The 25468-nt window shown below is 63.0% G+C and carries 26 protein-coding genes; 19 read left to right on the top strand and 7 right to left on the bottom strand.

From position 1 onward, the window contains the following. Window positions 1–72 precede the first annotated feature (72 nt). A complete protein-coding gene (locus tag CR105_RS09780; RefSeq protein WP_099788234.1) occupies window positions 73–1440 on the bottom strand; it encodes a M23 family metallopeptidase in 1368 nt (455 codons plus the stop codon). Between the two features lie 158 nt (window positions 1441–1598). Here CR105_RS09780 and tyrS point away from each other — a divergent pair, with 158 nt between their 5' ends. The 10 genes from tyrS to ruvB all read left to right on the top strand — a co-directional run bounded on the left by tyrS (window position 1599) and on the right by ruvB (window position 10400). Then, on the top strand, window positions 1599–2864 hold the full coding sequence (gene tyrS / locus CR105_RS09775) for a tyrosine--tRNA ligase (RefSeq protein WP_099788233.1): 1266 nt from the start codon (window positions 1599–1601) through the stop codon (window positions 2862–2864). After that, complete coding sequence (gene dtd, locus CR105_RS09770; RefSeq protein WP_099788232.1) at window positions 2861–3319, top strand: D-aminoacyl-tRNA deacylase; 459 nt, start codon at window positions 2861–2863, stop codon at window positions 3317–3319. The genes tyrS and dtd overlap by 4 nt, the downstream gene beginning before the upstream one ends. A 50-nt stretch (window positions 3320–3369) precedes the next feature. Further along, window positions 3370–4032 (top strand): YbhB/YbcL family Raf kinase inhibitor-like protein, encoded by a 663-nt coding sequence (locus CR105_RS09765; protein WP_099788231.1) that lies wholly within the window; start codon window positions 3370–3372, stop codon window positions 4030–4032. A 58-nt stretch (window positions 4033–4090) separates the two neighbouring features. Further along, entirely contained in the window at window positions 4091–4738 is a 648-nt protein-coding gene (locus CR105_RS09760; protein ID WP_099788349.1) for a histidine phosphatase family protein, read from the top strand. A gap of 73 nt (window positions 4739–4811) precedes the next feature. After that, window positions 4812–5837, top strand: a complete 1026-nt coding sequence (gene dusB / locus CR105_RS09755) for a tRNA dihydrouridine synthase DusB (RefSeq protein ID WP_099788230.1) — start codon at window positions 4812–4814, stop codon at window positions 5835–5837. A gap of 90 nt (window positions 5838–5927) precedes the next feature. Further along, the gene (locus CR105_RS09750; RefSeq protein ID WP_099788229.1) at window positions 5928–6161 is read left to right on the top strand and encodes a helix-turn-helix domain-containing protein; all 234 of its coding nucleotides are present in this window, start codon (window positions 5928–5930) and stop codon (window positions 6159–6161) included. Window positions 6162–6242: 81 nt separating this feature from the next. Then, window positions 6243–7829, top strand: coding sequence for a bifunctional phosphoribosylaminoimidazolecarboxamide formyltransferase/IMP cyclohydrolase (gene purH / locus CR105_RS09745; RefSeq protein WP_099788228.1), 1587 nt, complete (start codon window positions 6243–6245; stop codon window positions 7827–7829). A 364-nt stretch (window positions 7830–8193) separates the two neighbouring features. Continuing rightward, window positions 8194–8730: a crossover junction endodeoxyribonuclease RuvC gene (gene ruvC, locus CR105_RS09740; protein ID WP_099788227.1), complete on the top strand. Its 537-nt coding sequence runs from the start codon at window positions 8194–8196 to the stop codon at window positions 8728–8730. A 20-nt stretch (window positions 8731–8750) separates the two neighbouring features. Continuing rightward, entirely contained in the window at window positions 8751–9329 is a 579-nt protein-coding gene (gene ruvA, locus CR105_RS09735; RefSeq protein ID WP_099788226.1) for a Holliday junction branch migration protein RuvA, read from the top strand. A 3-nt stretch (window positions 9330–9332) separates the two neighbouring features. Next, window positions 9333–10400, top strand: a complete 1068-nt coding sequence (gene ruvB, locus CR105_RS09730; RefSeq protein ID WP_099788225.1) for a Holliday junction branch migration DNA helicase RuvB — start codon at window positions 9333–9335, stop codon at window positions 10398–10400. A 9-nt stretch (window positions 10401–10409) separates the two neighbouring features. Here the strand turns inward: ruvB and CR105_RS09725 are convergent, their stop codons facing one another. Then, window positions 10410–10805 (bottom strand): hypothetical protein, encoded by a 396-nt coding sequence (locus CR105_RS09725; RefSeq protein ID WP_099788224.1) that lies wholly within the window; start codon window positions 10803–10805, stop codon window positions 10410–10412. A gap of 185 nt (window positions 10806–10990) precedes the next feature. Here CR105_RS09725 and CR105_RS09720 point away from each other — a divergent pair, with 185 nt between their 5' ends. After that, on the top strand, window positions 10991–11446 hold the full coding sequence (locus CR105_RS09720) for a YaiI/YqxD family protein (protein WP_099788223.1): 456 nt from the start codon (window positions 10991–10993) through the stop codon (window positions 11444–11446). A 114-nt stretch (window positions 11447–11560) separates the two neighbouring features. Here CR105_RS09720 and CR105_RS09715 read toward each other — a convergent pair whose 3' ends face one another. After that, the gene (locus CR105_RS09715; protein WP_099788222.1) at window positions 11561–12007 is read right to left on the bottom strand and encodes a DUF2147 domain-containing protein; all 447 of its coding nucleotides are present in this window, start codon (window positions 12005–12007) and stop codon (window positions 11561–11563) included. A gap of 21 nt (window positions 12008–12028) precedes the next feature. Then, window positions 12029–14839 (bottom strand): valine--tRNA ligase, encoded by a 2811-nt coding sequence (locus CR105_RS09710; protein ID WP_099788221.1) that lies wholly within the window; start codon window positions 14837–14839, stop codon window positions 12029–12031. A gap of 351 nt (window positions 14840–15190) precedes the next feature. Here CR105_RS09710 and CR105_RS09705 point away from each other — a divergent pair, with 351 nt between their 5' ends. The 7 genes from CR105_RS09705 to CR105_RS09675 all read left to right on the top strand — a co-directional run bounded on the left by CR105_RS09705 (window position 15191) and on the right by CR105_RS09675 (window position 21503). Then, the gene (locus CR105_RS09705; RefSeq protein WP_099788220.1) at window positions 15191–15814 is read left to right on the top strand and encodes a glutathione S-transferase family protein; all 624 of its coding nucleotides are present in this window, start codon (window positions 15191–15193) and stop codon (window positions 15812–15814) included. Window positions 15815–15906: 92 nt separating this feature from the next. Continuing rightward, window positions 15907–16542 carry an ANTAR domain-containing response regulator gene (locus CR105_RS09700; protein ID WP_099788219.1) on the top strand — a complete coding sequence of 212 codons (636 nt, stop codon included), beginning with the start codon at window positions 15907–15909 and terminating at the stop codon, window positions 16540–16542. Window positions 16543–16846: 304 nt separating this feature from the next. Then, complete coding sequence (locus tag CR105_RS09695; protein ID WP_131021673.1) at window positions 16847–17332, top strand: DNA-binding transcriptional response regulator; 486 nt, start codon at window positions 16847–16849, stop codon at window positions 17330–17332. 1 nt (window position 17333) lies between these two features. After that, window positions 17334–17732 carry a response regulator gene (locus tag CR105_RS09690; protein ID WP_099788217.1) on the top strand — a complete coding sequence of 133 codons (399 nt, stop codon included), beginning with the start codon at window positions 17334–17336 and terminating at the stop codon, window positions 17730–17732. 58 nt (window positions 17733–17790) lie between these two features. Then, window positions 17791–18897 carry an S-(hydroxymethyl)glutathione dehydrogenase/class III alcohol dehydrogenase gene (locus tag CR105_RS09685; protein ID WP_099788216.1) on the top strand — a complete coding sequence of 369 codons (1107 nt, stop codon included), beginning with the start codon at window positions 17791–17793 and terminating at the stop codon, window positions 18895–18897. A gap of 272 nt (window positions 18898–19169) precedes the next feature. Then, window positions 19170–20960 (top strand): M56 family metallopeptidase, encoded by a 1791-nt coding sequence (locus tag CR105_RS09680; protein WP_099788215.1) that lies wholly within the window; start codon window positions 19170–19172, stop codon window positions 20958–20960. Between the two features lie 99 nt (window positions 20961–21059). After that, window positions 21060–21503, top strand: a complete 444-nt coding sequence (locus tag CR105_RS09675) for a hypothetical protein (RefSeq protein WP_099788214.1) — start codon at window positions 21060–21062, stop codon at window positions 21501–21503. 33 nt (window positions 21504–21536) lie between these two features. Here the strand turns inward: CR105_RS09675 and CR105_RS09670 are convergent, their stop codons facing one another. Further along, complete coding sequence (locus tag CR105_RS09670) at window positions 21537–22082, bottom strand: SRPBCC family protein (protein ID WP_099788213.1); 546 nt, start codon at window positions 22080–22082, stop codon at window positions 21537–21539. Between the two features lie 122 nt (window positions 22083–22204). On the opposite strand from CR105_RS09670, the gene CR105_RS09665 reads away from it, so the two are divergent. Continuing rightward, window positions 22205–24511: a UvrD-helicase domain-containing protein gene (locus CR105_RS09665; RefSeq protein ID WP_099788212.1), complete on the top strand. Its 2307-nt coding sequence runs from the start codon at window positions 22205–22207 to the stop codon at window positions 24509–24511. On the opposite strand, the gene CR105_RS09660 is transcribed toward CR105_RS09665, so the two are convergent. Both CR105_RS09660 and CR105_RS09655 read right to left on the bottom strand, forming a co-directional pair. Next, window positions 24508–24879 carry a YajD family HNH nuclease gene (locus CR105_RS09660; protein WP_099788211.1) on the bottom strand — a complete coding sequence of 124 codons (372 nt, stop codon included), beginning with the start codon at window positions 24877–24879 and terminating at the stop codon, window positions 24508–24510. The two genes, CR105_RS09665 and CR105_RS09660, sit on opposite strands and share 4 nt — an antisense overlap. A 21-nt stretch (window positions 24880–24900) precedes the next feature. Further along, window positions 24901–25437 (bottom strand): hypothetical protein, encoded by a 537-nt coding sequence (locus tag CR105_RS09655; RefSeq protein ID WP_099788210.1) that lies wholly within the window; start codon window positions 25435–25437, stop codon window positions 24901–24903. Between the last annotated feature and the right edge of the window lie 31 nt (window positions 25438–25468).

Below are 25468 nucleotides of genomic sequence, written 5' to 3'. Positions count from 1 at the left end.
TGGTTGGCTCAAAAAAATAGGCGGGAAAGCTGTGCTTTCCCGCCCATGATGGGTGCGTGCGCGAACGATGAGCTAGCGGGCCGCCATCGAATTGCCGCCCGGGCGCAGCAGCGCGAAGCGGTGTGTCATGTCGGCAGCCGATTTCTTGAAGCGGGCCAGTTCGGCCGGCGTCAGCGGCGCCTGGGCGATCTTGTTCACCGTGTTCGGATCACGCGCTTCGTTGTTGACGCGGAACTCGTAGTGCAGGTGGGCGCCGGTCGACCAGCCGGTCGAGCCGACGTAGCCGATGATGTCGCCCTGGCTGATCTTGGTGCCTTTGCGCATGCCCCGTGCAAACCGGCTCATGTGCGCGTAGGCGGTGGTGTAGCTGGCCCAATGCTTGATGACGACCATGTTGCCGTAGCCGCCAGAGACGCCGGCGAAGTCGATCACGCCATCGGCCGAGGCGCGGATCGGCGTACCGAGCGCGGCTGCGTAGTCGACGCCCTTGTGTGCTTTCCACGCACCGGAAATCGGATGGATGCGGTTCGAGAAGCCCGATGAAATCCGCGAGAACTCCAGCGGCGACTTGAGGAAGGCTTTTTTCAGCGCCTTGCCGTCGAAGGTGTAGTAGCCGCCGCCTTGCTTGCTGGTCGGGTCTTCAAACCATACCGACTGGTAGCTGACGCCGCGGTTGACGAATTCGCCAGCGAGGATGCGGCCGGTGCGCACCATCTCGCCGTCTTGCCAGAACGTTTCGTAGACGACGTTGAAACGGTCGCCACGGGTCAGGTCGGTACGGAAGTCGATGCTGGTCGAGAACATCTCGATGATCTGGGCGACGATCGAGTCGGGCAGCTTGCCGCCGTCGGTGCTTGAATCGGTCGCCGAATACAGCGAATTGGTAATCTGGCGTGCACGCATTTCGACGCGCCGCTCGAGCTGGGGCGCCGATTCGCGCGCGATGAACTTGTCATCCTTGCGGGTAATCGAAATATTCTTGACCGGGTTGTCGTTGGCGTCGACCACTGTCGCGCGCAGCCACTGCAGCTCGCCGTCTTCGTCGGTCTTGGCCTGCACGCGCTTGCCGGTTTTTAGCTGCATCACACCCTTGGCGACCTTGTCGCTCTTGATGAAGGCGATCGCACCCTGGTCATCGACACCGAGGCGAAACAGCAGCGAAGCGAGCGAATCGCCTGGGCGTACTTTTTCTTCGTGGATGAATTGCTGTGGCTCTTGCTGGAGCGCGGAGATCTGTTCTGCCAGGTTCGGCAGTTCCAGATCCTGGGCGATGGATTTGACTGGGACATCGGACGCATCCGGTGCCAATGGCGCGACGCCAGCGGCTCCGAATGCGCACACTGCAAGGAAGATAGCGCTGGCGCTGATGATGCGCACCTTTCGCGTTGTTCCCAGCAGGCCGGTCCAGCGCTTACCTGTGATTTTGTGTGTAGGGTTCATGCAATCAGTTAAAATTTGCCGCTTGAACATCCAATGGATCACTACTTTTTATTGTTGTTGGTTTGATTAGTTTTCATTGGGCAACGTTAATAGGATCGGGCATTATAGCAAACTCTCGCGCCTGCCCCACTTTTTTGAATATCAGTTAATAAGACCATATGACCACTTCCTCACCTTCCAAGAACGCCGCCGGCGCGCCGGCTTCACCGGCGCTGCCGCTGACAGATAACGTGCTGGAAGCGCTCGCCATCACCAAACGCGGCGTCGACGAGCTGCTCATTGAAGCCGAATTCGCGCAAAAGCTCGCCCGTTCTGAGCACAGCGGCAAGCCGCTGCGCATCAAGCTGGGCCTCGACCCCACCGCGCCCGACCTGCACCTCGGCCACACGGTAGTGCTGAACAAGATGCGCCAGTTGCAAAACCTGGGGCACCAGGTGATCTTCCTGATCGGCGACTTCACGTCGATGATCGGCGACCCGTCGGGCCGGAACATCACGCGCCCGCCGCTGACGCGCGAACAGATCGAACTGAACGCGATGACGTACTTTAAGCAGGCGTCGCTGGTACTGGATGCGTCCCGCACGGAAATTCGCTACAACTCCGAATGGTCCGATCCGCTCGGGGCGCGCGGCATGATCGAATTGTCATCGCGCTACACCGTAGCAAGAATGATGGAACGCGACGATTTTACCAAACGATTCAAGAGTGGGACTCCCATCAGCGTCCATGAGTTCCTTTATCCTTTGATGCAAGGCTATGATTCCGTCGCTTTGAAGGCGGACCTTGAGCTAGGTGGAACAGATCAGAAATTCAATTTGCTGGTTGGAAGGGAATTGCAGAAAGATTATGGGCAGGAGCAGCAATGCATCCTGACCATGCCCTTGCTCGAGGGACTCGACGGCATCGAGAAGATGTCGAAGTCGAAGAACAATTACATCGGCATCACCGAGCCGGGCAACACCATGTTTGCCAAGCTGATGAGTATTTCGGATGTCATGATGTGGCGCTACTTCGAATTGCTGTCGTTTCGCTCGCTGGCCGACATCGCGGCATTGAAAAAGGCTGTCGCCGAAGGGATGAACCCGCGCGACGCCAAAGTAGCGCTGGCGCAGGAGATCGTCGAGCGCTTCCATTCGGCCCAGGCGGCGACTGACGCGCTGGCCGATTTCGTCAACCGTTCGAAGGGCGGCATCCCGGACGACGTCGCCGAACTGGCGCTGTCCGGCGCCCCGGTCGGCCTGCCGCAGCTGCTCAAGCAGGCCGGGCTGTGCGCATCGACCTCGGAAGCGATGCGCATGGTCGACCAGGGTGGCGTGCGCATCGACGGGGTGGTGATCGCCGACAAGGCGCTCAAGCTTGACGCCGGCACCTTCGTGCTGCAGGTGGGCAAGCGCAAGTTTGCCCGCGTGACGCTGTCTGCATGATCGGCCTGCTGCAACGGGTCAGCCAGGCCAGTGTCGTGGTCGATGGCGCCGAGATTGGCGCGATCGGCGCCGGCCTGCTGGTACTGGTGTGCGCGGAGAAGGGCGATACCGAGAAGGAAGCTGACGCGCTGCTGTCCAAATTGCTGGCCTATCGGGTGTTCAGTGACGACGCCGGCAAGATGAACCGCAGCGTCACCGACATCAGCGGCGGCCTGTTGCTGGTGCCGCAATTTACGCTGGCGGCGGACACTAATTCCGGCACGCGGCCGTCGTTTTCGCCGGCCGCCAGCCCGCAGGACGGCGTGAAATTGTTCGAACATATGGTGCGCCGGGCGCGCGCGCGCCATGCTATGGTAGCGACGGGCCAGTTCGGCGCAGACATGAAAGTGGCGCTGATCAACGATGGGCCTGTCACGTTCTGGCTGCAAATCGCACCGGCGGCGCGCCCTGGGTGAAACCTCCGGCCTGCGCCGCGGTCAATAGACCATACGGGCAGGAGACTGCGATGAGACTGTGGAGCGATTCATTCACCGAAGGCGGCGTCATCCCGCCGGAATGCGCGTTCGCGCAGATCGAGCCGGCCACGCATGTGCGCTACGCCCCCAATCGTAATCCCCACCTGGGGTGGGACGAAGTTCCGTCCGGCACGCAGTCGCTGGCGCTGTTCTGCCGCGATGTCGATGCGCCAGCCGTCAAGCACGGCATGAACCAGGAAGGCAAGTTGCTGGCCGAGGATCTGCCGCGGGTCGATTTTTATCACTGGACGCTGGTCGACATTCCGGTGGCGATCAAGTCTCTGGGCGAAGGCAAGTTATCCGAGATGGTCACGCCGCACGGCAAGCCTGGTCCGCTGTTGCCGTTCACTATTAAGAATGGCACCGAGCATCAGTTGCGCCAGGGGCTGAACGATTACACGGCGTTGTTTGTTGACGATCCCGACATGGCGGGCGAGTATTTCGGTTATGACGGGCCATGCCCGCCGTGGAATGACCTGCGCCTTCACGCGTATCTGTTCTGCCTGTACGCGCTGGATGTGCCGTTTCCGCTCGAAGGCGATTTCACGGGGCCGGAGGCGCGGCTGGCGATCCGCGGCCATATCCTCGACGAGGCACAGGTGTTCGGAGTCTATTCGCTCAATCCCGAAGTGGCCGAATCGCTGGCGAAGTAAGCGCAGCCGCGACAGTCTCGAGGCCAACCGGGGCGGCCAGACTGGTATCATGGCGGCCATGCCGAACACCAACATCATTCTCATCCGCCACGGCGAAACTGCCTGGAACGCCGAACGCCGCCTGCAAGGTCACATCGACATCGCCCTCAACGCCGAAGGCTTGCGCCAGGCCGGCGCGGTCGCTGATGCGCTCGCCGGCGAGCACGTCGACGCCGTCTTTGCCAGCGACCTACAGCGCGCGCTGCAAACGGCGCAGGCGATCGCCGCCGCGCGCGGCATCACCGTCAGCCAGGATACGGCGCTGCGCGAGCGCTGCTACGGCCGCTTCGAAGGCTTGCTGTACGCCGAGATCGAGCAGCGCTTCCCGGCTGAATTTTCCGCATGGCAGGCGCGCGATGTCGACGCCTTGATGCCGGCCGGCGTCCGCGTGGCCGAAAGCTTCCGCCAGTTTTACGCGCGATCGGTGGACGGCATCGTCGCCGCGGCGAATGCCCATCCAGGCGGTAACATCGTCGTCGTCGCCCACGGCGGCGTGCTCGAGTGCGCCTACCGCGCGGCGCTCGACCTGCCGCTGGAGACGCCGCGCAACTTTCCGGTCCTCAATGCCAGCATCAACCGCTTCACGGTGCAGGGCGGCAAGCTGGCGCTGGCGAGCTGGGGCGAAGTGGCACACCTGACGCCACGCGCCCTCGACGAGTTATCGTAACAAAATAGTGCTTATAATTTGAGCAGTAGATCGGTTAAGATAGCAGGTTCCGTCCTCTCTTTTTTATTCTCCAGTGCAAATCGGCCCTTACCTGCTGCGCAATAATGTATTCGTCGCTCCGATGGCGGGCGTCACGGACCGCCCGTTCCGCCAGCTGTGCAAACAGCTCGGCGCCGGCTATGCCGTGTCGGAGATGGCCGCTTCCAATCCACGCCTGTGGGCAACCGAAAAAAGTTCGCGCCGTACCGACCACGCCGGCGAGATGGAGCCAAAAGCGGTACAGATCGCCGGCGCCGATCCGCAGGACCTGGCCGACTGCGCCAAATTCAACGTCGAGCGCGGTGCCCAGATCATCGACATCAACATGGGTTGCCCGGTCAAGAAGGTGTGCAACAGCTGGTGCGGTTCGGCGCTGCTGCAAAACGAAAGCCTGGTCGAACGCATCCTCGACGCGGTCGTCGGCGCCGTCGACGTGCCGGTGACGTTGAAGTTTCGTACCGGCTGGAACCGCGACAACAAGAACGCATTGCGCATTGCCCGGATTGCCGAGCAGGCCGGCATCCAGATGCTGACCTTGCACGGCCGCACCCGCGCCGACGGCTACTCCGGCGACGCCGAGTACGACACCATTGCCGCGGTCAAGGCAGCCGTGACGATTCCAGTGGTCGCCAACGGCGACATCACGACTCCCGAAAAAGCGCGCGACGTGCTGGCCTTTACCGGTGCGGACGCGGTGATGATCGGCCGCGCGGCGCAGGGGCGGCCGTGGATCTGCCGCGAGATCGACCATTTTTTGCGCACCGGCACCTACTTGCCGGCGCCGATGGTGGCGGAAGTGCGCGCCCTGATGCACGAGCACCTAAAAGCGCACTACGCATTCTACGGCGAGTTCCTCGGCGTGCGCACGGCCCGCAAGCACATCGGCTGGTACGTACGTGAACTGGAGGGTGGCGAGACATTCCGCCGCCAGATGAACCTGCTGGAATCGACCGCCGACCAGCTGGCCGCGCTCGACCAGTTCTTCGAATCGCAACACAGACTCGGCGAGCGGTTACAATACCGGCCCGTCAGCGTCGTTGACGAGTCCCTTGCCGCATAGGAAAAGGGCGAGCACAAAATAAGAATATGGGACGAACGCTGCCTCAAGAGCTGCGGCGACAACATTAATCAGCCGGATCAAGTAGAAAAAATGAGCAAAGAAAGTATCCAGGAAGTTATCCAGAAAAGTCTCGAAGAATATTTCAACGACCTGGGCGAACAACAAGCGTCGAACATTTACGACATGGTCGTCCTCACTGTCGAGAAGCCGATCCTCGAGGTGGTGATGCTGCGCGCGGAGGGCAACCAGTCCCACGCGGCGCAAATGCTGGGCATCAACCGCAACACCTTGCGCAAGAAACTGCAAGAACACGGGCTGCTGTAAAGCGCCGGCGCCGACGGTGGGGCGCGGTCGTTCGCGCCCATCGCGGCTGAACACCGAATCCTCATCAACCGGGCCACTCCCATGATCACACAAGCTCTGATTTCCGTTTCCGATAAGACCGGCGTGCTCGACTTTGCACGCGCGCTTTCCGCCATGGGCGTCAACATCCTGTCGACCGGCGGCACCGCGAAATTGCTGGCCGAAAATGGCGTTGCCGTCACCGAAGTGGCCGATTACACCGGCTTTCCGGAAATGCTCGATGGCCGCGTCAAGACGCTGCATCCGAAAGTGCATGGCGGCATTCTGGCGCGGCGCGACTTTCCCGATCACGTTGCCAAGCTCGCCGAGCACAACATCCCGGCGATCGACATGGTGGTGGTCAACCTGTATCCATTCCAGCAAGCCGTCGCCAAGGACAGCTGCACCCTGGAAGATGCGATCGAGAACATCGACATCGGCGGGCCGACCATGCTGCGCTCGGCCGCCAAGAACCACAAGGACGTCGTGGTGGTGTGCGACCCGGCCGACTACGGCCTGGTGCTGGCCGAAATGAAGGGCACCTCGGCGGCGGCCGGCACGGTCAGCTACGACACAAAGTTCATGCTCGCCAAGAAAGTGTTCGCCCATACCGCGCAGTACGACGGCGCCATCACCAACTACCTGACCAGTCTGGGCGAAGACAAGGCGCACGCCACGCGCGCTGCCTATCCGCAAGTGCTGAACATGACGTTCGACAAGGTGCAGGACATGCGCTACGGCGAGAACCCGCACCAGTCGGCCGCCTTTTACCGCGACCTGCAGCCGGCCGCCGGCGCGCTGGCCAACTACCAGCAGCTGCAGGGCAAGGAGCTGTCGTACAACAACATCGCCGATGCCGATGCCGCGTGGGAATGCGTCAAGTCGCTGGGCGGGCTCGGCCAGCCGGCCGGCTGCGTCATCGTCAAGCACGCCAATCCGTGCGGCGTGGCAATCGGCACCGATGCGGCGGACGCTTATGGCCGCGCGCTGCAGACCGATCCGACCTCGGCGTTTGGCGGCATCATCGCCTTTAACGTCGAAGTCGACGCGCGCACCGCCGCCGAGATCGCCAAGCTGTTCGTGGAAGTGTTGATCGCGCCGTCGTTCAGCGCCGAAGCGTTGCAATTGATGGCGGCCAAGCAGAACGTGCGCCTGCTGCAGATTCCGCTTGGCGAAGGCAACAATCCGTTCGACGTCAAGCGTGTCGGCGGCGGGCTGCTGGTGCAGTCGCCCGACGCTAGGAACGTTGGCCTGGGCGAACTGCGCGTGGTCACCAAGGCGCAGCCATCCCAGCAGCAGCTGCAGGACATGATGTTTGCTTGGCGCGTTGCCAAGTTCGTCAAGTCGAACGCGATCGTCTTCTGCGCCAACGGCATGACCCTGGGCGTCGGCGCCGGCCAGATGAGCCGGATCGACTCGGCCCGGATCGCCTCGATCAAGGCGCAGAATGCCGGCCTGACGCTGGCGGGCTCGGCGGTGGCATCCGACGCCTTCTTCCCGTTCCGTGACGGCCTCGACGTCGTAGTCGATGCCGGCGCCACTTGCGTGATCCATCCGGGCGGCTCGATGCGCGACCAGGAAGTGATCGACGCTGCCGATGAGCGCGGCGTGGTCATGCTCTACACTGGCGTCCGCCACTTCCGCCACTGATCCTGCGAGCAACACCTTAAAAATTGGGGTCAGACCCGTTTGTTCGGCGGTATTACTCGATTCCGCCAAACGACAAACGGGTCTGACCCCAATTTATTCGGGCGCGTATTTTGACCAGCTCAGCCGAAGCACCAGGCGTTATTCTTACAGTGATGACCGCGTTCGTCTGGGCCCATTTTCGATCGCCCGACAGTGAACTTCCAATTGGGGTCAGACCCGTTTGTTCGGCGGTTTTTTGGAATTGCGCCGAACGATAAACGGATCTGACCCCAATTTCTTGGTGCCGGCGGAGTGGGCGATGAAATGCCTGTGTTTTTGCACAGTCTTTTCACACGAACGTTGCCGACCGGTATAACATTCGTGCATGATAATTTTAGGCATTGACCCCGGGCTGCGCACCACGGGATTCGGGGTGATCGAAAAGCACGGCAGCAAGCTGCGCTATATCGCTTCCGGCACCATCAAGACCGGCAGCGAGAGCGCGCTGCCGCCGCGCCTGAAGGTCATCTTCGCCGGTATCGCCGAAATCATCCGCACCTATAATCCCGACTGCGCCGCGATCGAGAAGGTGTTCGTCAACGTCAATCCGCAGTCGACCTTGCTGCTCGGCCAGGCGCGCGGTGCCGCCATCACGGCGCTCGTTGGCGGCGACCTCGACGTGGCCGAATACACCGCGCTGCAGGTCAAGCAAGCCGTCACCGGCACCGGCAAGGCGGAAAAAGCCCAGGTGCAGGAGATGGTCGCGCGCCTGCTGGTGCTGCCGGGACTGCCAGGAACCGATGCCGCCGACGCGCTCGGCGTTGCCATTTGCCACGCCAACAGCCATGATGCGCTGGCGCTGATCGGCGCCGTGGCGCCAGCCCTCGGCGGCCTGCGCATGAAGCGCGGCCGCCTGGTTTAACTCACTTAATAAGGCTATCGATGATCGGTCGCATCTCCGGAATCCTGCTCGAAAAAAATCCGCCGCAACTGCTGGTCGATTGCAACGGCGTCGGCTATGAAGTCGATGTGCCGATGAGCACTTATTACAACCTGCCGGGGCTGGGCGAGAAGGTGACCCTGTTCACCCACCAGGCGATCCGCGAGGATGCGCACCTGCTGTTTGGCTTCGGCAATGCGGCCGAGCGCAGCGTGTTCCGCCAGCTGATCAAGATCACCGGCGTCGGCGCACGCACCGCGCTGTCGATCCTGTCGGGCATGACGATCGCCGACCTGGCGCAGGCGGTGACCTTGCAGGAGGCCGGCCGGCTGGTCAAGGTTCCCGGTATCGGCAAAAAAACCGCCGAGCGGCTGCTGCTGGAACTCAAAGGCAAGCTTGGCGCCGACCTCGGCGCACCCGGCGCCGCCGTCTTGCACGACGCGCAATCGGACATCCTTAGCGCGCTGCTGGCTTTGGGGTATTCTGACAAGGAGGCGCTGGCTGCGATCAAGAACATGCCGGCCGGTGCTTCCGTCTCAGACGGCATCAAGTACGCGCTCAAGGCGCTCACAAAAGGGTAATCAGTGAGTATTCAAACCGACGATTTCACCGAGCAGCGCATCATCGCCGCCACGCCCGCTTCGCCCAACGAAGAGGCGATCGAGCGCGCGCTGCGCCCCAAGCATCTCGACGAATACGTCGGCCAGGAAAAAATCCGCGGCCAGCTGGAGATCTTCATTTCGGCCGCGCGCAAGCGCAAGGAAGCGCTCGACCACACGTTGCTGTTCGGCCCGCCAGGCCTTGGCAAGACCACCCTGGCGCACATCATCGCGCGCGAGATGGGCGTCAACCTGCGCCAGACGTCCGGTCCGGTGCTCGAACGCCCGGGCGACCTGGCGGCCATCCTGACCAACCTGGAAGCGAACGACGTCCTCTTCATCGACGAAATCCACCGCCTGTCGCCGATCGTCGAGGAAATCCTGTATCCGGCGCTGGAAGACTATCAGATCGACATCATGATCGGCGAAGGTCCGGCCGCGCGTTCGGTCAAGCTCGACCTGCAGCCGTTCACCCTGGTCGGCGCCACCACGCGCGCCGGCATGCTGACCAATCCGCTACGCGACCGCTTCGGCATCGTCGCCCGGCTCGAGTTCTACAACGCCCAGGAGCTGTCGCGCATTGTCACCCGCAGCGCCTCACTGCTCGGCGCGCCGATCGTCGACGATGGCGCCCGCGAAATTGCCTTGCGCGCGCGCGGCACGCCGCGTATCGCCAACCGGCTGCTGCGCCGCGTGCGCGACTACGCGGAAGTGAAGGGCAACGGCGAAATCACCAAGGCGATGGCGGACGCCGCGCTGGTGATGCTCGACGTCGATTCGGTTGGCTTCGATGTGATGGACCGCAAGTTGCTCGAAGCGGTACTGTTCAAGTTTGGCGGCGGGCCGGTCGGCATCGGCAACCTGGCCGCGGCGATCGGCGAGGAAAGCGACACCATCGAAGATGTGATCGAGCCGTTCTTGATCCAGCAGGGATATTTGCAGAGGACGCCGCGCGGCAGGATCGCCACGCCGCTGGCGTACCGTCACTTCGGGGTGGCGGCGCCGCGCACCAGCCCGACGGGCGACTTGTGGGACGCCCTGCCGGACCAGTAAACAGTGACGTTACGCTTCGGCGATGGTGGCGGACGGATCACGCGGGCGCATGCGCCGGTGCTTTGGCCCGCGCCGGCCGGGATAGACGAAGCCGATAAACAGCAAAATAGAGCAGAACAGCAACGGACCGATCATCCACACTTCAACCGGTGTCTGGTCCAGCATCAGCACACCGATGCTGCCGAGAATGGGGAAGCCGAGCAATACGGCGGCCAGCACGCGTGCGCGCAGGGACCGTTTCATGCGGTTGCCGGCAATGCCAACCAAGAAAAAACCCGAAGCGAGCAGGGCGATGATAATGCATCCGCCAATGACGTTGAGGACGTCGCTGCCGCGCTGCGGCGCGTCTGGCAGCAGGATGAACGGCGCGCCCATCAGGATGACTATCCCGATCAGGAACGACACACATCGAAGTATTATCATGACGGCTCCAAGGCTTGTTCTTGCTTTAAATAACAAATAGTTGCGCAAATACCAGCGGAATTTGCTAACGATAACACAACCCGACATTTTCCGAAAGGCAATTGCCGTTGCAACATTTTGACAACACTGTCATGCAAAATGCATAACAATCTGAAGAGAGGAATGCGATGCAAATCTGGGTCGACGCGGACGCGTGCCCGCTGGTGTGCAAGGAGATTTTGTTCCGCGTGGCAGAGCGCCGGCAGCTGACCGTGACGCTGGTGGCGAACCAGCTGCTGCGCGTGCCGGGCTCGCGTTTCATCCGCGCGCTGCAGGTGAGCGCCGGCGCCGACGTGGCCGATCTGGAAATCGTGCGCCTGCTGGCGCACGGCGACCTGGTCGTGACGGCCGACATTCCATTGGCCAGCCTAGTGCTGGAAAAAGGCGGATACGCGCTCAATCCGCGCGGCGAGTTCTACACGGTCGACAACATTGCCCAGCACTTGTCGATGCGGGCGTTCTTGGAGGAGTTGCGCAGCGGCGGGGTCGATACCGGTGGGCCGGCGCCGTACGGAAATGCGGACCGGCAAAACTTTGCGAATCAGCTGGACCGGCACCTGGCCAGGGCGCTCGCCGGTCGATAGAAGCTTGCCATACTTGTAACTAAAAAGCGGTCATCCTCGCGACAGCGGGGACCTATGCCGAGCTAGCTCAGCAGGTCCCCGCTTCGACACAGGACAGAATGTATCTGCTTGCTGTTACGGCTCGCGCACCCAGGTCTGCGAACGGCCAAACATAGGCGCGCCGACATAGCCGCGCACTTCCAGCTTCTTGCCACCATCTTTCAGCGTCGCCTTGCTGCGGTACACCTTGCCGTTGGCTGGGTCGAGGATCTCGCCGCCGCTGTATGCGTCGCCATCCTTCTTCAAGCCCGACAGGATCATCATGCCCACCATCGGCTGATCCTTGCGCGCGCCGTCGCACTTGTCGCACTTCGGATTTTGCTCCTGGTCGGCCGGGCGGAACAGTTTTTCGATGCGGCCTTCCAGCTGCCCCTGGTTATCGGTGATGCGGATCATCGCCTTCGGCTTGCCGGTGTCGTCGTCGATGCTCTTCCACATCCCCACCGGCGAGGCGTCTTGCGCCCACGTTGAAGGAACCGCGAGCACCGCGGCAATCAGGCCAGCTTGTATCAGTTTGCGCATTTTTGTCTCCGTTGTTGTTTATTAGGCAGCAGGGAGTTTAGCAAACTGTTCACGTAACTTGTCGATAGTTGCAGAAAAATTAACCAGGCGCTCATTTTCCTGTGCCACCACGGCGGCCGGCGCGCGGGCGACAAAACTTTCGTTGCCGAGCTTACCGTTGACCTTGGCAATCTCGCCTTCGATGCGGACGATCTCTTTCGACAGGCGTTCGCGCTCGGCGGCAACATCGATCTCGACCTTGAGCATCAGCTTGGTGGTGCCGACGATCGATACCGCGGCCGGCGACTCCGGCAGCGCATCGACGATCTGCACTTCCGACAACTTGCCGAGCGCCTGCACGTACTGAGCGAAGCTGTGCAGCTGCGCCTTGCCGGCGGCATCGGCCGCTTCGACGATCAGCGGCACCCTTACTGATGGCGAGATCTGCATTTCGCCGCGAAGGTTGCGGGTGGCGTCGGTCAGCGCCTTCAGTTGCAGCATCCACGCTTCGGCCGACTCGTCGATGAGCGCCAGCTTAGCCTGCGGATACGGCTGGCGCATGACCGAGTCGCCGGCCGGATCGACCTTCTTGCCGGCCAGCGGGGCGACGGTCTGCCACAGCGCTTCGGTGACGAATGGAATGATCGGGTGCGCCAGGCGCAGGATGACTTCGAGTACGCGCAGCAAGGTGTTGCGGGTGGCGCGCTGCTGGCCCTCGGTGCCGTGCTGAACCTGGACTTTTGCCACTTCCAGATACCAGTCGCAATACTCGTCCCAGACGAACTTGTAGATCGTCGCGGCGATGTTATCGAAGCGATAGTCCTCGAAGCCCTTGGCGACGTCCTGCTCGGCGCGCTGCAGCATCGAAAGGATCCAGCGGTCGGCCTGCGACAGGTCGGCGTCGCTGGCGCTGCAATCCTTGTTTTCCGTATTCATCAGCACGAAGCGGGTCGCGTTCCACATCTTGTTGCAGAAGTTGCGGTAGCCTTCGGCGCGCCCCAGGTCGAAGTTGATGCTGCGCCCCAGCGAGGCATAACTGGCCATCGTGAAGCGCACGGCATCGGTGCCGAACGCGGCGATACCTGCCGGATACTCCTTGCGGGTAGCTTTCTCGATCTTCGGCGCGTCCTTCGGATTCATCAGGCCAGTGGTGCGCTTGGCGACCAGCTCTTCAATGCCGATGCCGTCGATCAAGTCGATCGGGTCGAGCGTATTGCCTTTCGACTTGGACATCTTCTGGCCGGACGAATCGCGCACCAGGCCGTGCACGTAGACCGTTTCGAACGGCACCTTGCCGGTGAAGTGGGTGGTCATCATCACCATCCGCGCGACCCAGAAGAAGATGATGTCGAAGCCGGTGACCAGCACCGACGACGGCAAGAACATCTTCATGTCCGGCGTCTCTTCCGGCCAGCCCATGGTCGAGAACGGCACTAGCGCCGACGAGAACCAGGTGTCGAGCACGTCGTCGTCACGGCGCAGGGCGCCGGTGACGCCGGCCGCCTTGGCTTTTTGCTGCGCTTCTTCTTCGCTGCGGGCAACAATGATGTTGCCTGCGTCGTCATACCAGGCCGGGATGCGGTGGCCCCACCACAACTGGCGCGACACGCACCAATCCTGGATGTTGCCGAGCCACTGGTTGTAGGTGGTGCTCCAGTTTTCCGGCACAAACTTGATCTCGCCGGTAGCCACTTTCTCGAGTGCCACTTCGGCGATCGACTTGCCGGGGAAGAGGGTGCCTTCCGGCGCCGGCTTGCTCATGGCCACGAACCACTGGTCGGTCAGCATCGGCTCGATGACGACGCCGGTGCGATCGCCGCGCGGCACTTTGAGCTTGTGCGGCTTGACTTCAACCAGCAGGCCGGCGGCATCGAGGTCGGCGACGATCTGTTTGCGCGCGGCGAAGCGGTCCATGCCGCGGTAGACGGCCGGCGCCTCGTCGCTGATTTTCGCATCGAGTGTCAGGATGCAAATCATCGGCAGCTTGTTGCGCTGGCCGACCGCGTAGTCGTTGAAGTCGTGCGCCGGCGTGATCTTCACGCAGCCGGTGCCGAATGCCTTGTCGGCGTACTCGTCGGCGATGACCGGAATTTCGCGGTCCGTCAGCGGCAGTTTGAGCATCTTGCCGACTATGTCGGTGTAGCGTTCGTCGGTCGGGTCGACTGCCACGGCGACGTCGCCGAGCATGGTTTCAGGACGGGTGGTGGCGACCGTCATGTGGCCGCTGCCGTCGGCCAGCGGGTACTTGATGTACCACATGAAGCCGTCTTCTTCCTCGTCCTGCGCCACTTCCAGGTCGGACACGGCGGTACCGAGCACCGGGTCCCAGTTGACCAGGCGCTTGCCGCGGTAGATCAGGCCCTGCTCGAACAAGCGGACAAACACTTCGGTGACCACTTTCGAGCGCGGCTCGTCCATCGTGAAATATTCGCGCGCCCAATCGGGCGAAGTGCCCATTCGGCGCATCTGTCCGGTGATGATGTTGCCCGACTTCTCTTTCCATTCCCACACCTTCTCGACGAACTTCTCGCGGCCGAGGTCGTGGCGCGAGATTTTCTGCGCATCGAGCTGGCGTTCGACGACGATCTGGGTGGCGATGCCGGCGTGGTCGGTGCCCGGGATCCACGCCGTGTTGTGGCCGCGCATCCGGTAGTAGCGGGTCAGGCCATCCATAATGGTCTGGTTGAACGCGTGCCCCATGTGCAGGGTGCCGGTCACATTCGGTGGCGGCAGCTGAATGCTGAACGACGGTTTGTCGGCGTCGGTGGTGGCGGCGAAGTAGCCGCGCTGTTCCCACTCGTTGCGCCAGAACTGTTCAATATCGGCTGGCTCGAAAGACTTGGCTAATTCCATGGTGTGGGCTGGGCATTTGGAGAAAACAAACATTATAGATGACAGGGGCTGACGTTGCGCCGCCGGCCCCGGCTCTTTTCGCGGGGGGCAGGTCTGACAATCGGATAGAAAGCTGGGGTCAGGTCTGACATTCGGACAAAAACCTGGGGTCAGGTCTGACATTCGGACAAATTCGGTCCGCATTGGGCAAGCGCGACCGTTAAAGCCGGTGAAAATTGTTGATCGGTATTGGTTTCAAGGGGCCAGTTCGCTATAAATGTCCGAATGTCAGACCTGACCCCACCAAGATGTCCGAATGTCAGACCTGACCCCAGCAAGTGACCCCAGCAAGGATTTGCGGCACAATGTTTCATGCTGAAAATTCTAGGAAAGCCGACCTCGATCAACGTGCGCAAGGTGCTGTGGACTTGCGCCGAACTGAACTTGCCGTACCAGTTGGAAGCGTGGGGCGACGGCGAGCTTGCGACCGATGCGCCACAATTCCTTGCGCTTAACCCGAATAAGATGGTGCCGGTGCTCGTCGATGACGCCACCGTGCTGTGGGAATCGAACACGATCTGCCGCTACCTGTGCGCAGAGTACGGCGACGGCGTATTGCTGCCGGCGGCGCCACGCCGGCGCGCACTCGTCGAGCAATGGATGGACTGGCAGGCAACCGAGCTCAACACTGCCTGGCGCTACGCGTTCATGGCGCTGGTGCGGCGCAGCGCCGCCCACGCCGATGAGCGCCAGGTGGCGGCCAGCTGCGCCAGCTGGAACCGGCTGCTCGGCATCCTCGACCAGCGCGTCGCCACGACCGGCGCCTTCGTTGCCGCGGATGATTTCACCGTAGCCGATATCGTGCTGGGCCTGTCGATCAACCGCTGGCTGATGACGCCGCTAGAGCGACCGGCATATGCCGCGCTGGCCGCGTACTACCAGCGCCTGAGCGCGCGTGCCGGCTTCGCCAGGTTCTGCGCCAACGGCATGCCGTGAGCGACGAACTCGCCTGCAAACGGATAAATGCCCGGGCCGCCGCGCACACCGTATAATTATTTTCCATCCGGACTTTGACTGTATCCTCAAAAATGACCACAGCCACCCACGCCAAACGCTTGATCCTGCTCGTCGATGACGACACCCTGCTGCTCGAGTTCCTTGCCACCATCCTTGGCCATGCCGGCTATGAAACGGTGTGTGCCAACTCCGCGGCCGAAGCCATCCGCCGTATCGAAGCGCGCGAACCCGACATGGCGCTGCTCGACATCACCATGCCCGGCATGTCCGGCATGGAACTGGCGCGCCACCTGCAAGAGAACACGTCGGTGCCGTTCATGTTCCTGTCGGCCAATGTCGATGGCGACGTCGCCCGCCAGGCGGCCACCTACGGCGCGGTCGGCTTCGTCGTCAAGCCGGTCGACGCCGCGCGCCTGATGCCGGCGTTCGAAGCGAGCCTGGCGCGCGCCGACGAGATCCGCCAGTTGCGCCGCACCGAAGTGAACCTCAACGCGGCGCTCGCGGCCGGGCGCGAAACGAGCCTGGCGGTCGGCCTTCTGATGGGGCGCTTTCATACCGACCGCAACACGGCCTTCGAAGTGCTGCGCGACCATGCGCGCTCGAGCCGGCGCAAGATCAACGAGGTGGCCGACCAGCTGCTGGCCGCCGAAGAAGTGCTCAACAGCCTGAATGGCGGCTTCGCCAGCCGCGTCAAGACGCCGAAGTAGGGCGCTGGCCCGGCCGGGCAATATTGCCGGCCTGGCCATTAAATTTAAATGGTGCGCCGCACGTGTGCGGCGCATTCCTGGGTTATACTTGCCCCACGGGAATTCCATGAATTGCCCCGATCTGTAACTCTGCCTCACATCGCTGCCCGTTACACGCTTTGCCAGCGCCGCCTTCCCCCTGCGGCCGACTCAAGTTGCCGGCCCCGCTCCGCCGATCCCATTTCCGGAACTGCCTATTCGTCGCGCCACGCGCACGCGTACGCCTCCGGATGTCAATCGTATTGGTACTCTGAAGGATGTCGGCATGAAATCGACTGAAATATTCTTAAACCGCATGCACGGGCGCGGCATCGCGACGGCGCCGCTGGGCGACACCGCCGTTCCTGGCGCCGCCGCCGCCTCTGTTGCCGAGCCAACCGAGCGCGCCGGCCCCGCTGTGCCGCACATCTTGCACATCGACCGCGACAGTGGCTCGGCGCAGAACCTGGCCGCGCTGCTGACGCCGGAAGCGCGCGTGACCCACGTGCAAACGCTCGCCGGTGCGCGCCAGCTGCTGCGCCAGCAGATCTTTTCGGCCGTCGTCATCGACCCCGACCTGCCAGACGGCAATGCGGCCGACCTGCTGCCGGCGCTGAGCGCCGTTCCACTGCTGGTGTATTCGGCGCGCCAGCCGGCCTGGCGCGAGCGATCCGGCGTGTACCTGGCCAAGCCATGGGCCACGCCGCGCCAGCTGTGGACCACGATCGCCAAGCTGCTCGGCATCGCCACCCCAACTTGCGCAGGAGACTGAGATGATCGACACCGACCTGAAAACCATTCTGTACGTTGAAGACGACCTGCACGTGCGTACCACCGCCAAGCTGGTGCTTGAAGTGATCGGCAAATTCGTTGTACGCGATTGTTGTTCCGGCCACGAAGCGCTGATCGCCGCGCAAAACTTTCACCCCGACCTGATCCTGCTCGACGTCATGATGCCCGACCTTGACGGCCTCGCCACGCTAAGCCTGCTGCGCGGCATGCCGCACCTGGCCGACACGCCGGCGCTGTTCGTCACTAGCCTGACCTCGCCGGCCGACATCGAGCGCTACTTCGACGCCGGCGCCATCGGCGCGATCCCGAAGCCGCTGGTACCGCTGCGCCTGGCCGGGCAGGTCAATGAATTCTGGGAGCGGCGCCCGCAGCCGGCCTGACACGGATCGCGCCCGTCGCTGTTATCATGAAGGCACTTTACACAGACACGGAAGCAGCATGAAAACCAGGGCAGCGATAGCATGGAAAGCGGGCCAGCCGCTGACGATCGAAGAAGTCGAACTGGAAGGTCCGAAGGCAGGCGAGGTGCTGGTCGAGATCAAGGCGACCGGCATTTGCCACACCGACTATTTCACTTTGTCCGGCGCCGATCCGGAAGGCATCTTTCCGGCCATCCTCGGCCATGAGGGCGCCGGCATCGTCGTCGATGTCGGCCCGGGCGTCACCAGCCTGCGCCGCGACGACCATGTCATTCCGCTGTACACGCCGGAATGCCGCCAGTGCAAATTCTGCCTGTCGCGCAAGACCAACCTGTGCCAGGCAATCCGCTCGACCCAGGGCCGCGGCCTGATGCCGGACGGCACCAGCCGCTTCTCGATCGGCGGCAAGCCGATCCATCACTACATGGGCACGTCGACGTTCTCGAACTACATCGTGGTGCCGGAAATCGCGCTGGCCAAGGTGCGCTCGGACGCGCCGTTCGACAAGATCTGCTACATCGGCTGCGGCGTCACCACCGGCGTCGGCGCGGTGCTGTTTACGGCCAACGTGGAAGCCGGCGCCAATGTCGTCGTGTTCGGCCTCGGCGGCATCGGCCTGAACGTCATCCAGGCCGCGCGCATGGTCGGCGCCGACAAGATCATCGGCGTCGACATCAATCCTGCCCGCGAGGAGATGGCGCGCAAGTTCGGCATGACCCACTTCGTCAATCCGACCACCACCGAGAACGTCGTCGACGACATCATCAGCCTGACCGACGGCGGCGCCGACTACAGCTTCGAGTGCATCGGCAACACCACCACGATGCGCCAGTCGCTCGAGTGCTGCCACAAGGGCTGGGGCCAGTCGATCATCATCGGCGTGGCGCCGGGCGGGGCGGAGATCTCGACGCGGCCGTTCCAGCTGGTGACCGGACGCGTGTGGAAGGGTTCGGCGTTTGGCGGCGCGCGCGGCCGCACCGACGTGCCGAAAATTGTCGACTGGTACATGGACGGCAAGATCAACATCGACGACCTGATCACGCACCGCCTGCCGCTCGAACGGATCAACGAAGGCTTCGACCTGATGAAGAGCGGCGAGTCAATCCGCTCGGTCGTCATTTTCTAACGCAGAAATCGCCAGAAACCAACGTCATCCCCGCTGCGCGAGGATGACGGCGCCGGCGAGCGCGGTCTAGCCGTGTCAATCAAGCCACCCACCCCTCAGTTTTTGCGATCCGTCGCACGTCGCTTTCCCACTCCCCAGTTCACGTCTAGTCTCCATCCTGTCGCGCTGCCAGCGCAAGTAGAAAAAAACTTCTAGACTTTTTGTTCTAGATATTTTATTCTACTTCCACGACATGGAGATCGCATGAACCTGCCACACCCAGGAATTACCCGATGAACGCGCTGCTGCCGGCAGTGGTACCCAGCCTGGCGTGGGCGCTGCTCGATTTCGTCTGGCAGGGCCTGCTGGTCGGATGGGGTGCCGCGCTGCTGCTGGGCCTGCTGCGCAGTGCCCGTCCGCAAACTCGTTACGCCGTTGCCTGCGCCGCCCTGCTGCTGTGCGCGGCGTTGCCGCTGGCCGGCACCTTGCAGCGCATCTTCGACGCCGACTCCGCCACCACCAGCCTGATGCCGCTGGCCCTTGCCGTCCCGCTCGCCGCAGCGACCGACGCCCCCGCGGCGCTGGCCGGCGCCCGCCTGGCGCTGTGGGAACAAGCATTGCAGTCGCGCCTGCCGCTGGTCATGCTGCTGTGGTCGGCCGGCGCAGGCGCGCTGGCGCTGCGCATGCTGCTCGGCCTGCTGTGGGTGCGGCGCCTGAGCCATCCCGCCAATTGCCGTCCCGACCCGGCGTGGCAGGGCAGGGTGCAACAGCTCGCTGAGCGCTTCGGCATCAATCGTCCGGTGCGGCTCGGGCTGGTCGACGATGTGCCTGGCCCGCTCACCGCCGGCTGGTGGCGCCCGGTCATCTTGCTGCCGGCGTCGGTCGCGAGCGGCATGCCGGTCCATCTGCTCGAAGCCTTGCTGGCGCACGAACTGGCCCACATCCGCCGCCACGACTACCTGGTCAACCTGGTGCAGAGCGCGATCGAAGTCGTGCTGTTCTACCACCCCGCCGTCTGGTGGCTGTCGAAACGCATCCGGCTCGAACGCGAACAGGTCGCCGATGACCTCGCCGCGGGCGTGCTGGGCGAACCGCGGCGCCTGGCGCTGGCCTTATCCGAGCTGGACCGTTTCCAGCTTTCCACCACCCCTCAACTCGCCCACGCGGCACACGGAGGAAATCTCATGAATCGCATCAAACGCCTGGTCCGTCCCGAATCCGAACCGTTGCACTGGAAGATGGCGCTGCCCATCCTCGGCCTGGCCTGCGCCTGCGCCGCCTTCTACGCCAATGCGCAGCCGTCGCCGTCGCCACAGCCAAGAACCGAAAAGACGATCTCGGTGCGCGGTGGCACCGAGCAGGCATATGCGCTGGTGCGGCCCGGGGAGCGCGGCACCCAGGGCAGCGGCAGTAGTTCTGACTGGAAAGCGATTGCCGCCGCCAAGCGCGCGATTCCCGGCCAATTCCTGTGGTTCCGCGACGCCGGCAAAGCCTACGTGGTGAGTGACCCCGCGGTGCTGGCAAAGGTCGTCGATGCGTGGGCGCCGGTGGAGCGTCTCGGCGACGAGATGGACGTCTTCGGCCGGGAGATGGAGCAGCACGGCAAGGTGATGGAATCACTCGGCCGCCAGATGGAGCGCGAAGGCCGGCAGGCTGAACAGGCCGGACGCGGCCAGCGGCGGCACAGCGAGCGCGCGGTCGAGGCGCTCGGACGCGACCAGGAGCGGCTTGGCCGCCAGATGGAAAAACTGGGACGCGACATGGAGCGGGCCGATTCCGCGCAGCGCGAGACGCTGAATCGCAAGATGGATGAACTCGGCAAGCAGATGCGTATGCTCGGCCGGCAGATGGAGCAACAGTCAGACGCGCTGTCGCGCGAGGAAGCACGCCAGACGAACGCGCCGATGGCCGAGCTCGGGCGCCAGATGGAAGATGCCGGCAAGCCGATGGATTCGCTCGGCAAAAAAATGGACGTGCTCGGCAAGCAGATCGACGCCGAGGCACGCGTCGCCGAAAGGACAATGCGCGCCCTGATCCGCGACGCGATGGCGAAGGGCCTGGCCGCGCCCGCGCCAGCCGCTTAAGCATCGACGTCGCGGCTCGTTGTCAGGGCGGTCTGGTCAGGTATGATGGTCGGATCGATATTTCCACGCCCACCAACGGGCGATGATGGGGAACCCCTGATGACGATGCTTCTGTCCCAACCTGGCGCCGCACGGCGCTCTGCCTGCCGTGTTCTGGTCGCCGCCGCCGTCGCTGCCGGTGGCTTCATCGCCTTGCCGGTGCAGGCGCAATCGGTCCCCGAGACGTACGACATTGCCATGACCTTCACCACGCCCACCAGCAAAGCGGCGCCGACAGTACGTGCGCGCGCCGGCGAGCCGTTCAAGGTGATGCTAGACGACAAGGGCGCGAAAATGATGGCGTCGTTCGTGCTGACGCCGGCCGGCAAGCAAACGGTCCGGCTCGAAGGCACCGTCGAGTGCGGCAGAACGAAGCCCGCGCACCCGGTGATGGTCGCTCACCTCGGCTCAACGGCCACGGTCAAGGTGGAGGAAACCGGCACGCCCGGTTGCGAACTCGCCATGGTGGTGACGAAAACCGCAATCGGGCCGTCGGTGAACTGATCGCCCGCTTTCCGGACGTGCCCGTGTACTGCCTTAGTGCTGGGCGATCTGACCGCGCCAGGCGCCAGTTTCGCTGCCGCGCTTCTCGAGTAGTTCCTTGAAGCGCTGCAGGCTGCTGCGTGCCTGCATGCGCACCGCGCCCATCGCATCACCGAGTTTTTCCATCGTGCCTTCGGGCTCATACTCGATTTTCAGCATGATCCTGCAAGCGTTGTCGGACAGCTTGTGGAAGCTGACGACGCCACCGTTGCGCGCGCCCGTGACACTGCGCCAGGCGATGCGCTTATCCGGCACCTGCTCGGTGATCTCGGCGTCCCATTCCTTTTCTTCCCCGGCTACCGTTGCGCGCCAGTGCAGGTGCCGATCATCCAGCTGACGCACTTCGAGCACGTTTTCCATGAACTGCGGAAACTCCTCGAACTGGGTCCACTGGTTGTAAGCGGTGCTGACCGGCACGTTGATCTCGCACGATTCTTCAATCGACGAGGTGCCTTGGGAATTGCGGTTTTTCTTGAGCTGCTTGGACAGCATCATCCCGCCGACCGCCAGCGCGGTCACTGCAACGACTCGATTCAACATTTCACGTTCTCCTCTGATCCGGGAAGGTACCCCGCGTTGGACGCTGAAATTCGCCTATGAGTTCCGCTTGTCGCTACCTTTCCGGACGGCCGGCCGCGTACCCTGGCGGGTATAATGACTGGATGCAGAATCTCCTCCACAACCTCAATCCCGAACAACTCGCCGCCGTCACACTGCCCCAGCAAAGCGCCCTGATCCTTGCCGGAGCAGGCTCCGGCAAGACGCGCGTGCTGACCACCCGCATTGCCTGGCTGATCCAGACCGGACAGGTGTCGCCGGCCGGGATCATGGCGGTGACGTTTACCAACAAGGCGGCGAAGGAAATGCTGACCCGGCTGTCGGCGATGTTGCCCATCAGTACGCGCGGCATGTGGATCGGCACCTTCCATGGCCTGTGCAACCGTTTCCTGCGCACGCACTACCGCGACGCCGCGCTGCCGCAGGCGTTCCAGATTCTCGACTCGCAAGACCAGCTATCGATGATCAAGCGCCTGCTCAAGGCGAACAATGTGGACGATGAAAAATACCCGGCCAAAAACCTGCAGTACTTCATCAACAACGCGAAGGACCAGGGCCTGCGCGCCAACAAGGTCGAAGCTTACGATCCGATCGAGCGTCGGATGGTCGAGCTCTATGAGCTGTACGACCAGCAATGCCAGCGCGAAGGCGTCGTCGATTTCGCCGAGCTGCTGCTGCGCTCGTTCGAACTGCTGCAGCGTAACCAGCCGCTGCGCGAACATTACCAGGCGCGCTTCAAGCACATCCTGGTCGACGAGTTCCAGGACACCAACGACCTGCAATACAACCTGCTGAAGTTGCTGGCTGGCCACGGCGAGCAGTTCGGCGGCGCCTTGTTCGCCGTCGGCGACGACGACCAGAGCATCTACGCTTTCCGCGGCGCCAACGTGGGCAACATGAGCGCCTTCGAGCGCGAGTTCCGCGTCGAGAACCTGATCAAGCTGGAGCAGAATTACCGCTCGCACGGCCACATCCTCGACAGCGCCAACCAGTTGATAGCCAACAACAGCAAGCGCCTAGGCAAGAACCTGCGCACCGACGCCGGCCACGGCGAGCCGGTGCGTATCTACGAAGCGTCGTCCGACCTCGAAGAAGCGCAGTGGCTGATCGAAGAGATCAAGAGCCTGATCGCCGACGGCGCCTCGCGCAGCGAGATTGCCATCCTGTACCGCTCCAACGCGCAGTCGCGCGTCATCGAGCACGCGCTGTTTGCCGCCGCCTTGCCGTACACCGTGTACGGCGGCCAGCGCTACTTCCAGCGCGCCGAGGTCAAGCACGCGATCGCCTACCTGCAGTTGATGGACAACCCGCACAACGATTCGGCCTTCCTGCGCGTGGTCAATTTCCCCACGCGCGGCATCGGCATGCGCTCGATCGAAACCTTGCAGGCGGCCGCCGAGCAGTACCGCATCTCGCTGTACGCCGCGGTGCCTTATGTGTCGGGCAAGTCGGGCAGCTCGCTCGGCTCGTTCGTCAAGCTGGTCGAAGGCGCGCGCTTCGAGACGCAGCAGCTCGCCTTGCCCGAAATGGTGCGCGTGGTGCTCGAGGCCAGCGGCCTGCTGACCCACTACGGCAACGAAAAAGAAGGCGCCGACCGCATCGAAAACCTCGAGCAGATGGTCAGCGCGGCGACCCATTTCGTGCAGGAAGAAGGCTTCGGCCAGGGCGCGCCGGCGCACATGGGCCCGCGCGCCGACGCCCAGGCCGGCGAAGCGATCCTGAACCAGGACGGCATCGAGGTTTTCGACGCCGACGCGCCGCTGCCGACCGTGATGTCGCCGCTGTCGGCGTTCCTGTCGCACGCGTCGCTGGAGGCGGGCGACGCCCAGGCGCAGGCCGGCCAGGATGCGCTGCAGCTGATGACGGTGCACTCGGCCAAGGGCCTCGAATTCGACGCCGTCTTTATTACCGGTCTCGAAGAGGGCTTGTTCCCGCACGAAAGCAGTTCGCGCGAGCTCGACGGCGTCGACGAAGAACGGCGCCTGATGTACGTGGCGATCACGCGCGCCAAGAAGCGCCTGTACATGAGCTTCACGCAGCAGCGCATGCTGCACGGGCAGACGCGCTACAACATGAAGTCGCGCTTCTTCGACGAGTTGCCGGAGCCGGCATTGAAGTGGATGTCGCCGCGGGTGCAGGCGCAGTGGTTCGGCAACAAGAAGAACGCGTGGGATGACGCCAAGTTCAGCAGCGCCGGGTCGGACAACAAGATTGCCCAGCAGATTACGCAGAAGCAGACGGGTCCCGGCTGGCGCATTGGCGAGTCGGTCGAGCACGCCAAGTTCGGCGAAGGCGTCATCGTCAACATCGAAGGTGGCGGCGGCAATGCGCGCGCCCAGATCAACTTCGGCCGCGCCGGCATGAAGGTGCTCGACCTGTCGGTGGCCAAGCTCGAACGCCTGGCGCGCTAGTCCTTCTTCTTCATCAGGCCGGCGAGGGCGGCGAACGGATTGTGCGTCGCCGCCTGCATTTCCGGCGCCTGCAGGCCGGCGCCGCGGTCCGCTTCCAGGTAGCGCGAGTGCTCATTATCGTGGCAGTACAGGCACAACAGCTCCCAGTTGCTGCCGTCTGGCGGGTTGTTGTTGTGATTGTGGTCGCGGTGATGCACGGTCAGCTGCGAGACGTTGGCGTGCGTGAACTCGCGCATGCAGCGGCCGCAGATCCACGGGTACATCTTGAGCGAGCGCTCGCGGTAGCCCAGCTCGCGGGTATCGGCGGCGCGGCGGGCGTCGGCGACGACCTTGTCGAGGCGGGCTGAGTCAGGTTTTTTCGCAATCATCGCATTCCCTCCGCTGAAAAATCATTTATCCAGGTAGAAAACTGCGCAGGCGTCGAACGGCGTCTTCTCGGTCGCGTGGCGAATCTTAAGCTCGGCGCAATCTTCCACCACCAGGCTGCGCCAGTTCGGGATGCCTTCCTTGGCGAACAGCGCGTTGGCCTTCGACGAAATCCCGATGTCCAGCGCCAACACCGCGTTGCGCTTGCCGGTCGGCGCGTAGTTGACCGAGCGGATCTCGAAGCCGAACGTCGACATCCACCCTTCCCACAGCCCCTTGTCCGTGCCGGCGATAATCTTCCCGAACATGTCCTTCAGCGACAGCCCCTTCTTGACCATGCCAAGCAGCGGCTGCAGCGACGGCGCCTGCAGCGGATCGCGGTTGCGCTTGCCGGCGCCACGCTCGTTGATGGCCTTCATCTCTTTGGAAAAGATCGCCTCGCGCGGCGAATACTCGCGCGTGCGCGTGTACAACTCGGCGTCGAGGAAGGGATTGGCGGCGCGCTCGGCGCTTGGCTCGGCGCGCTTTTTTTGCGCGGCCGGCTTGGTGGTGGTGTTCATGGTATCAATCTGGATGCGTGGTATGTGACGC

Origin of the sequence: Massilia eurypsychrophila, from assembly GCF_002760655.1 — a bacterium.
GTDB lineage: Bacteria > Pseudomonadota > Gammaproteobacteria > Burkholderiales > Burkholderiaceae_D > JAFCUW01.
This window is presented reverse-complemented; position numbering and strand designations above follow the sequence as displayed.

What these genes read in the sequence shown, in the direction of transcription:
- CR105_RS09780 (WP_099788234.1), bottom strand. Translation starts at nt 1,440, where the DNA reads ATGAACCCTACACACAAAATCACAGGTAAGCGCTGGACCGGCCTGCTG.
- CR105_RS09760 (WP_099788349.1), top strand. Translation starts at nt 4,091, where the DNA reads ATGCCGAACACCAACATCATTCTCATCCGCCACGGCGAAACTGCCTGG.
- CR105_RS09720 (WP_099788223.1), top strand. Translation starts at nt 10,991, where the DNA reads ATGCAAATCTGGGTCGACGCGGACGCGTGCCCGCTGGTGTGCAAGGAG.
- CR105_RS09705 (WP_099788220.1), top strand. Translation starts at nt 15,191, where the DNA reads ATGCTGAAAATTCTAGGAAAGCCGACCTCGATCAACGTGCGCAAGGTG.
- CR105_RS09765 (WP_099788231.1), top strand. Translation starts at nt 3,370, where the DNA reads ATGAGACTGTGGAGCGATTCATTCACCGAAGGCGGCGTCATCCCGCCG.
- CR105_RS09715 (WP_099788222.1), bottom strand. Translation starts at nt 12,007, where the DNA reads ATGCGCAAACTGATACAAGCTGGCCTGATTGCCGCGGTGCTCGCGGTT.
- ruvC (WP_099788227.1), top strand. Translation starts at nt 8,194, where the DNA reads ATGATAATTTTAGGCATTGACCCCGGGCTGCGCACCACGGGATTCGGG.
- CR105_RS09665 (WP_099788212.1), top strand. Translation starts at nt 22,205, where the DNA reads ATGCAGAATCTCCTCCACAACCTCAATCCCGAACAACTCGCCGCCGTC.
- CR105_RS09750 (WP_099788229.1), top strand. Translation starts at nt 5,928, where the DNA reads ATGAGCAAAGAAAGTATCCAGGAAGTTATCCAGAAAAGTCTCGAAGAA.
- CR105_RS09695 (WP_131021673.1), top strand. Translation starts at nt 16,847, where the DNA reads ATGAAATCGACTGAAATATTCTTAAACCGCATGCACGGGCGCGGCATC.
- ruvA (WP_099788226.1), top strand. Translation starts at nt 8,751, where the DNA reads ATGATCGGTCGCATCTCCGGAATCCTGCTCGAAAAAAATCCGCCGCAA.
- CR105_RS09700 (WP_099788219.1), top strand. Translation starts at nt 15,907, where the DNA reads ATGACCACAGCCACCCACGCCAAACGCTTGATCCTGCTCGTCGATGAC.
- CR105_RS09660 (WP_099788211.1), bottom strand. Translation starts at nt 24,879, where the DNA reads ATGATTGCGAAAAAACCTGACTCAGCCCGCCTCGACAAGGTCGTCGCC.
- CR105_RS09680 (WP_099788215.1), top strand. Translation starts at nt 19,170, where the DNA reads ATGAACGCGCTGCTGCCGGCAGTGGTACCCAGCCTGGCGTGGGCGCTG.
- CR105_RS09670 (WP_099788213.1), bottom strand. Translation starts at nt 22,082, where the DNA reads ATGTTGAATCGAGTCGTTGCAGTGACCGCGCTGGCGGTCGGCGGGATG.
- CR105_RS09675 (WP_099788214.1), top strand. Translation starts at nt 21,060, where the DNA reads ATGACGATGCTTCTGTCCCAACCTGGCGCCGCACGGCGCTCTGCCTGC.
- CR105_RS09685 (WP_099788216.1), top strand. Translation starts at nt 17,791, where the DNA reads ATGAAAACCAGGGCAGCGATAGCATGGAAAGCGGGCCAGCCGCTGACG.
- CR105_RS09690 (WP_099788217.1), top strand. Translation starts at nt 17,334, where the DNA reads ATGATCGACACCGACCTGAAAACCATTCTGTACGTTGAAGACGACCTG.
- CR105_RS09655 (WP_099788210.1), bottom strand. Translation starts at nt 25,437, where the DNA reads ATGAACACCACCACCAAGCCGGCCGCGCAAAAAAAGCGCGCCGAGCCA.
- CR105_RS09710 (WP_099788221.1), bottom strand. Translation starts at nt 14,839, where the DNA reads ATGGAATTAGCCAAGTCTTTCGAGCCAGCCGATATTGAACAGTTCTGG.
- tyrS (WP_099788233.1), top strand. Translation starts at nt 1,599, where the DNA reads ATGACCACTTCCTCACCTTCCAAGAACGCCGCCGGCGCGCCGGCTTCA.
- dtd (WP_099788232.1), top strand. Translation starts at nt 2,861, where the DNA reads ATGATCGGCCTGCTGCAACGGGTCAGCCAGGCCAGTGTCGTGGTCGAT.
- purH (WP_099788228.1), top strand. Translation starts at nt 6,243, where the DNA reads ATGATCACACAAGCTCTGATTTCCGTTTCCGATAAGACCGGCGTGCTC.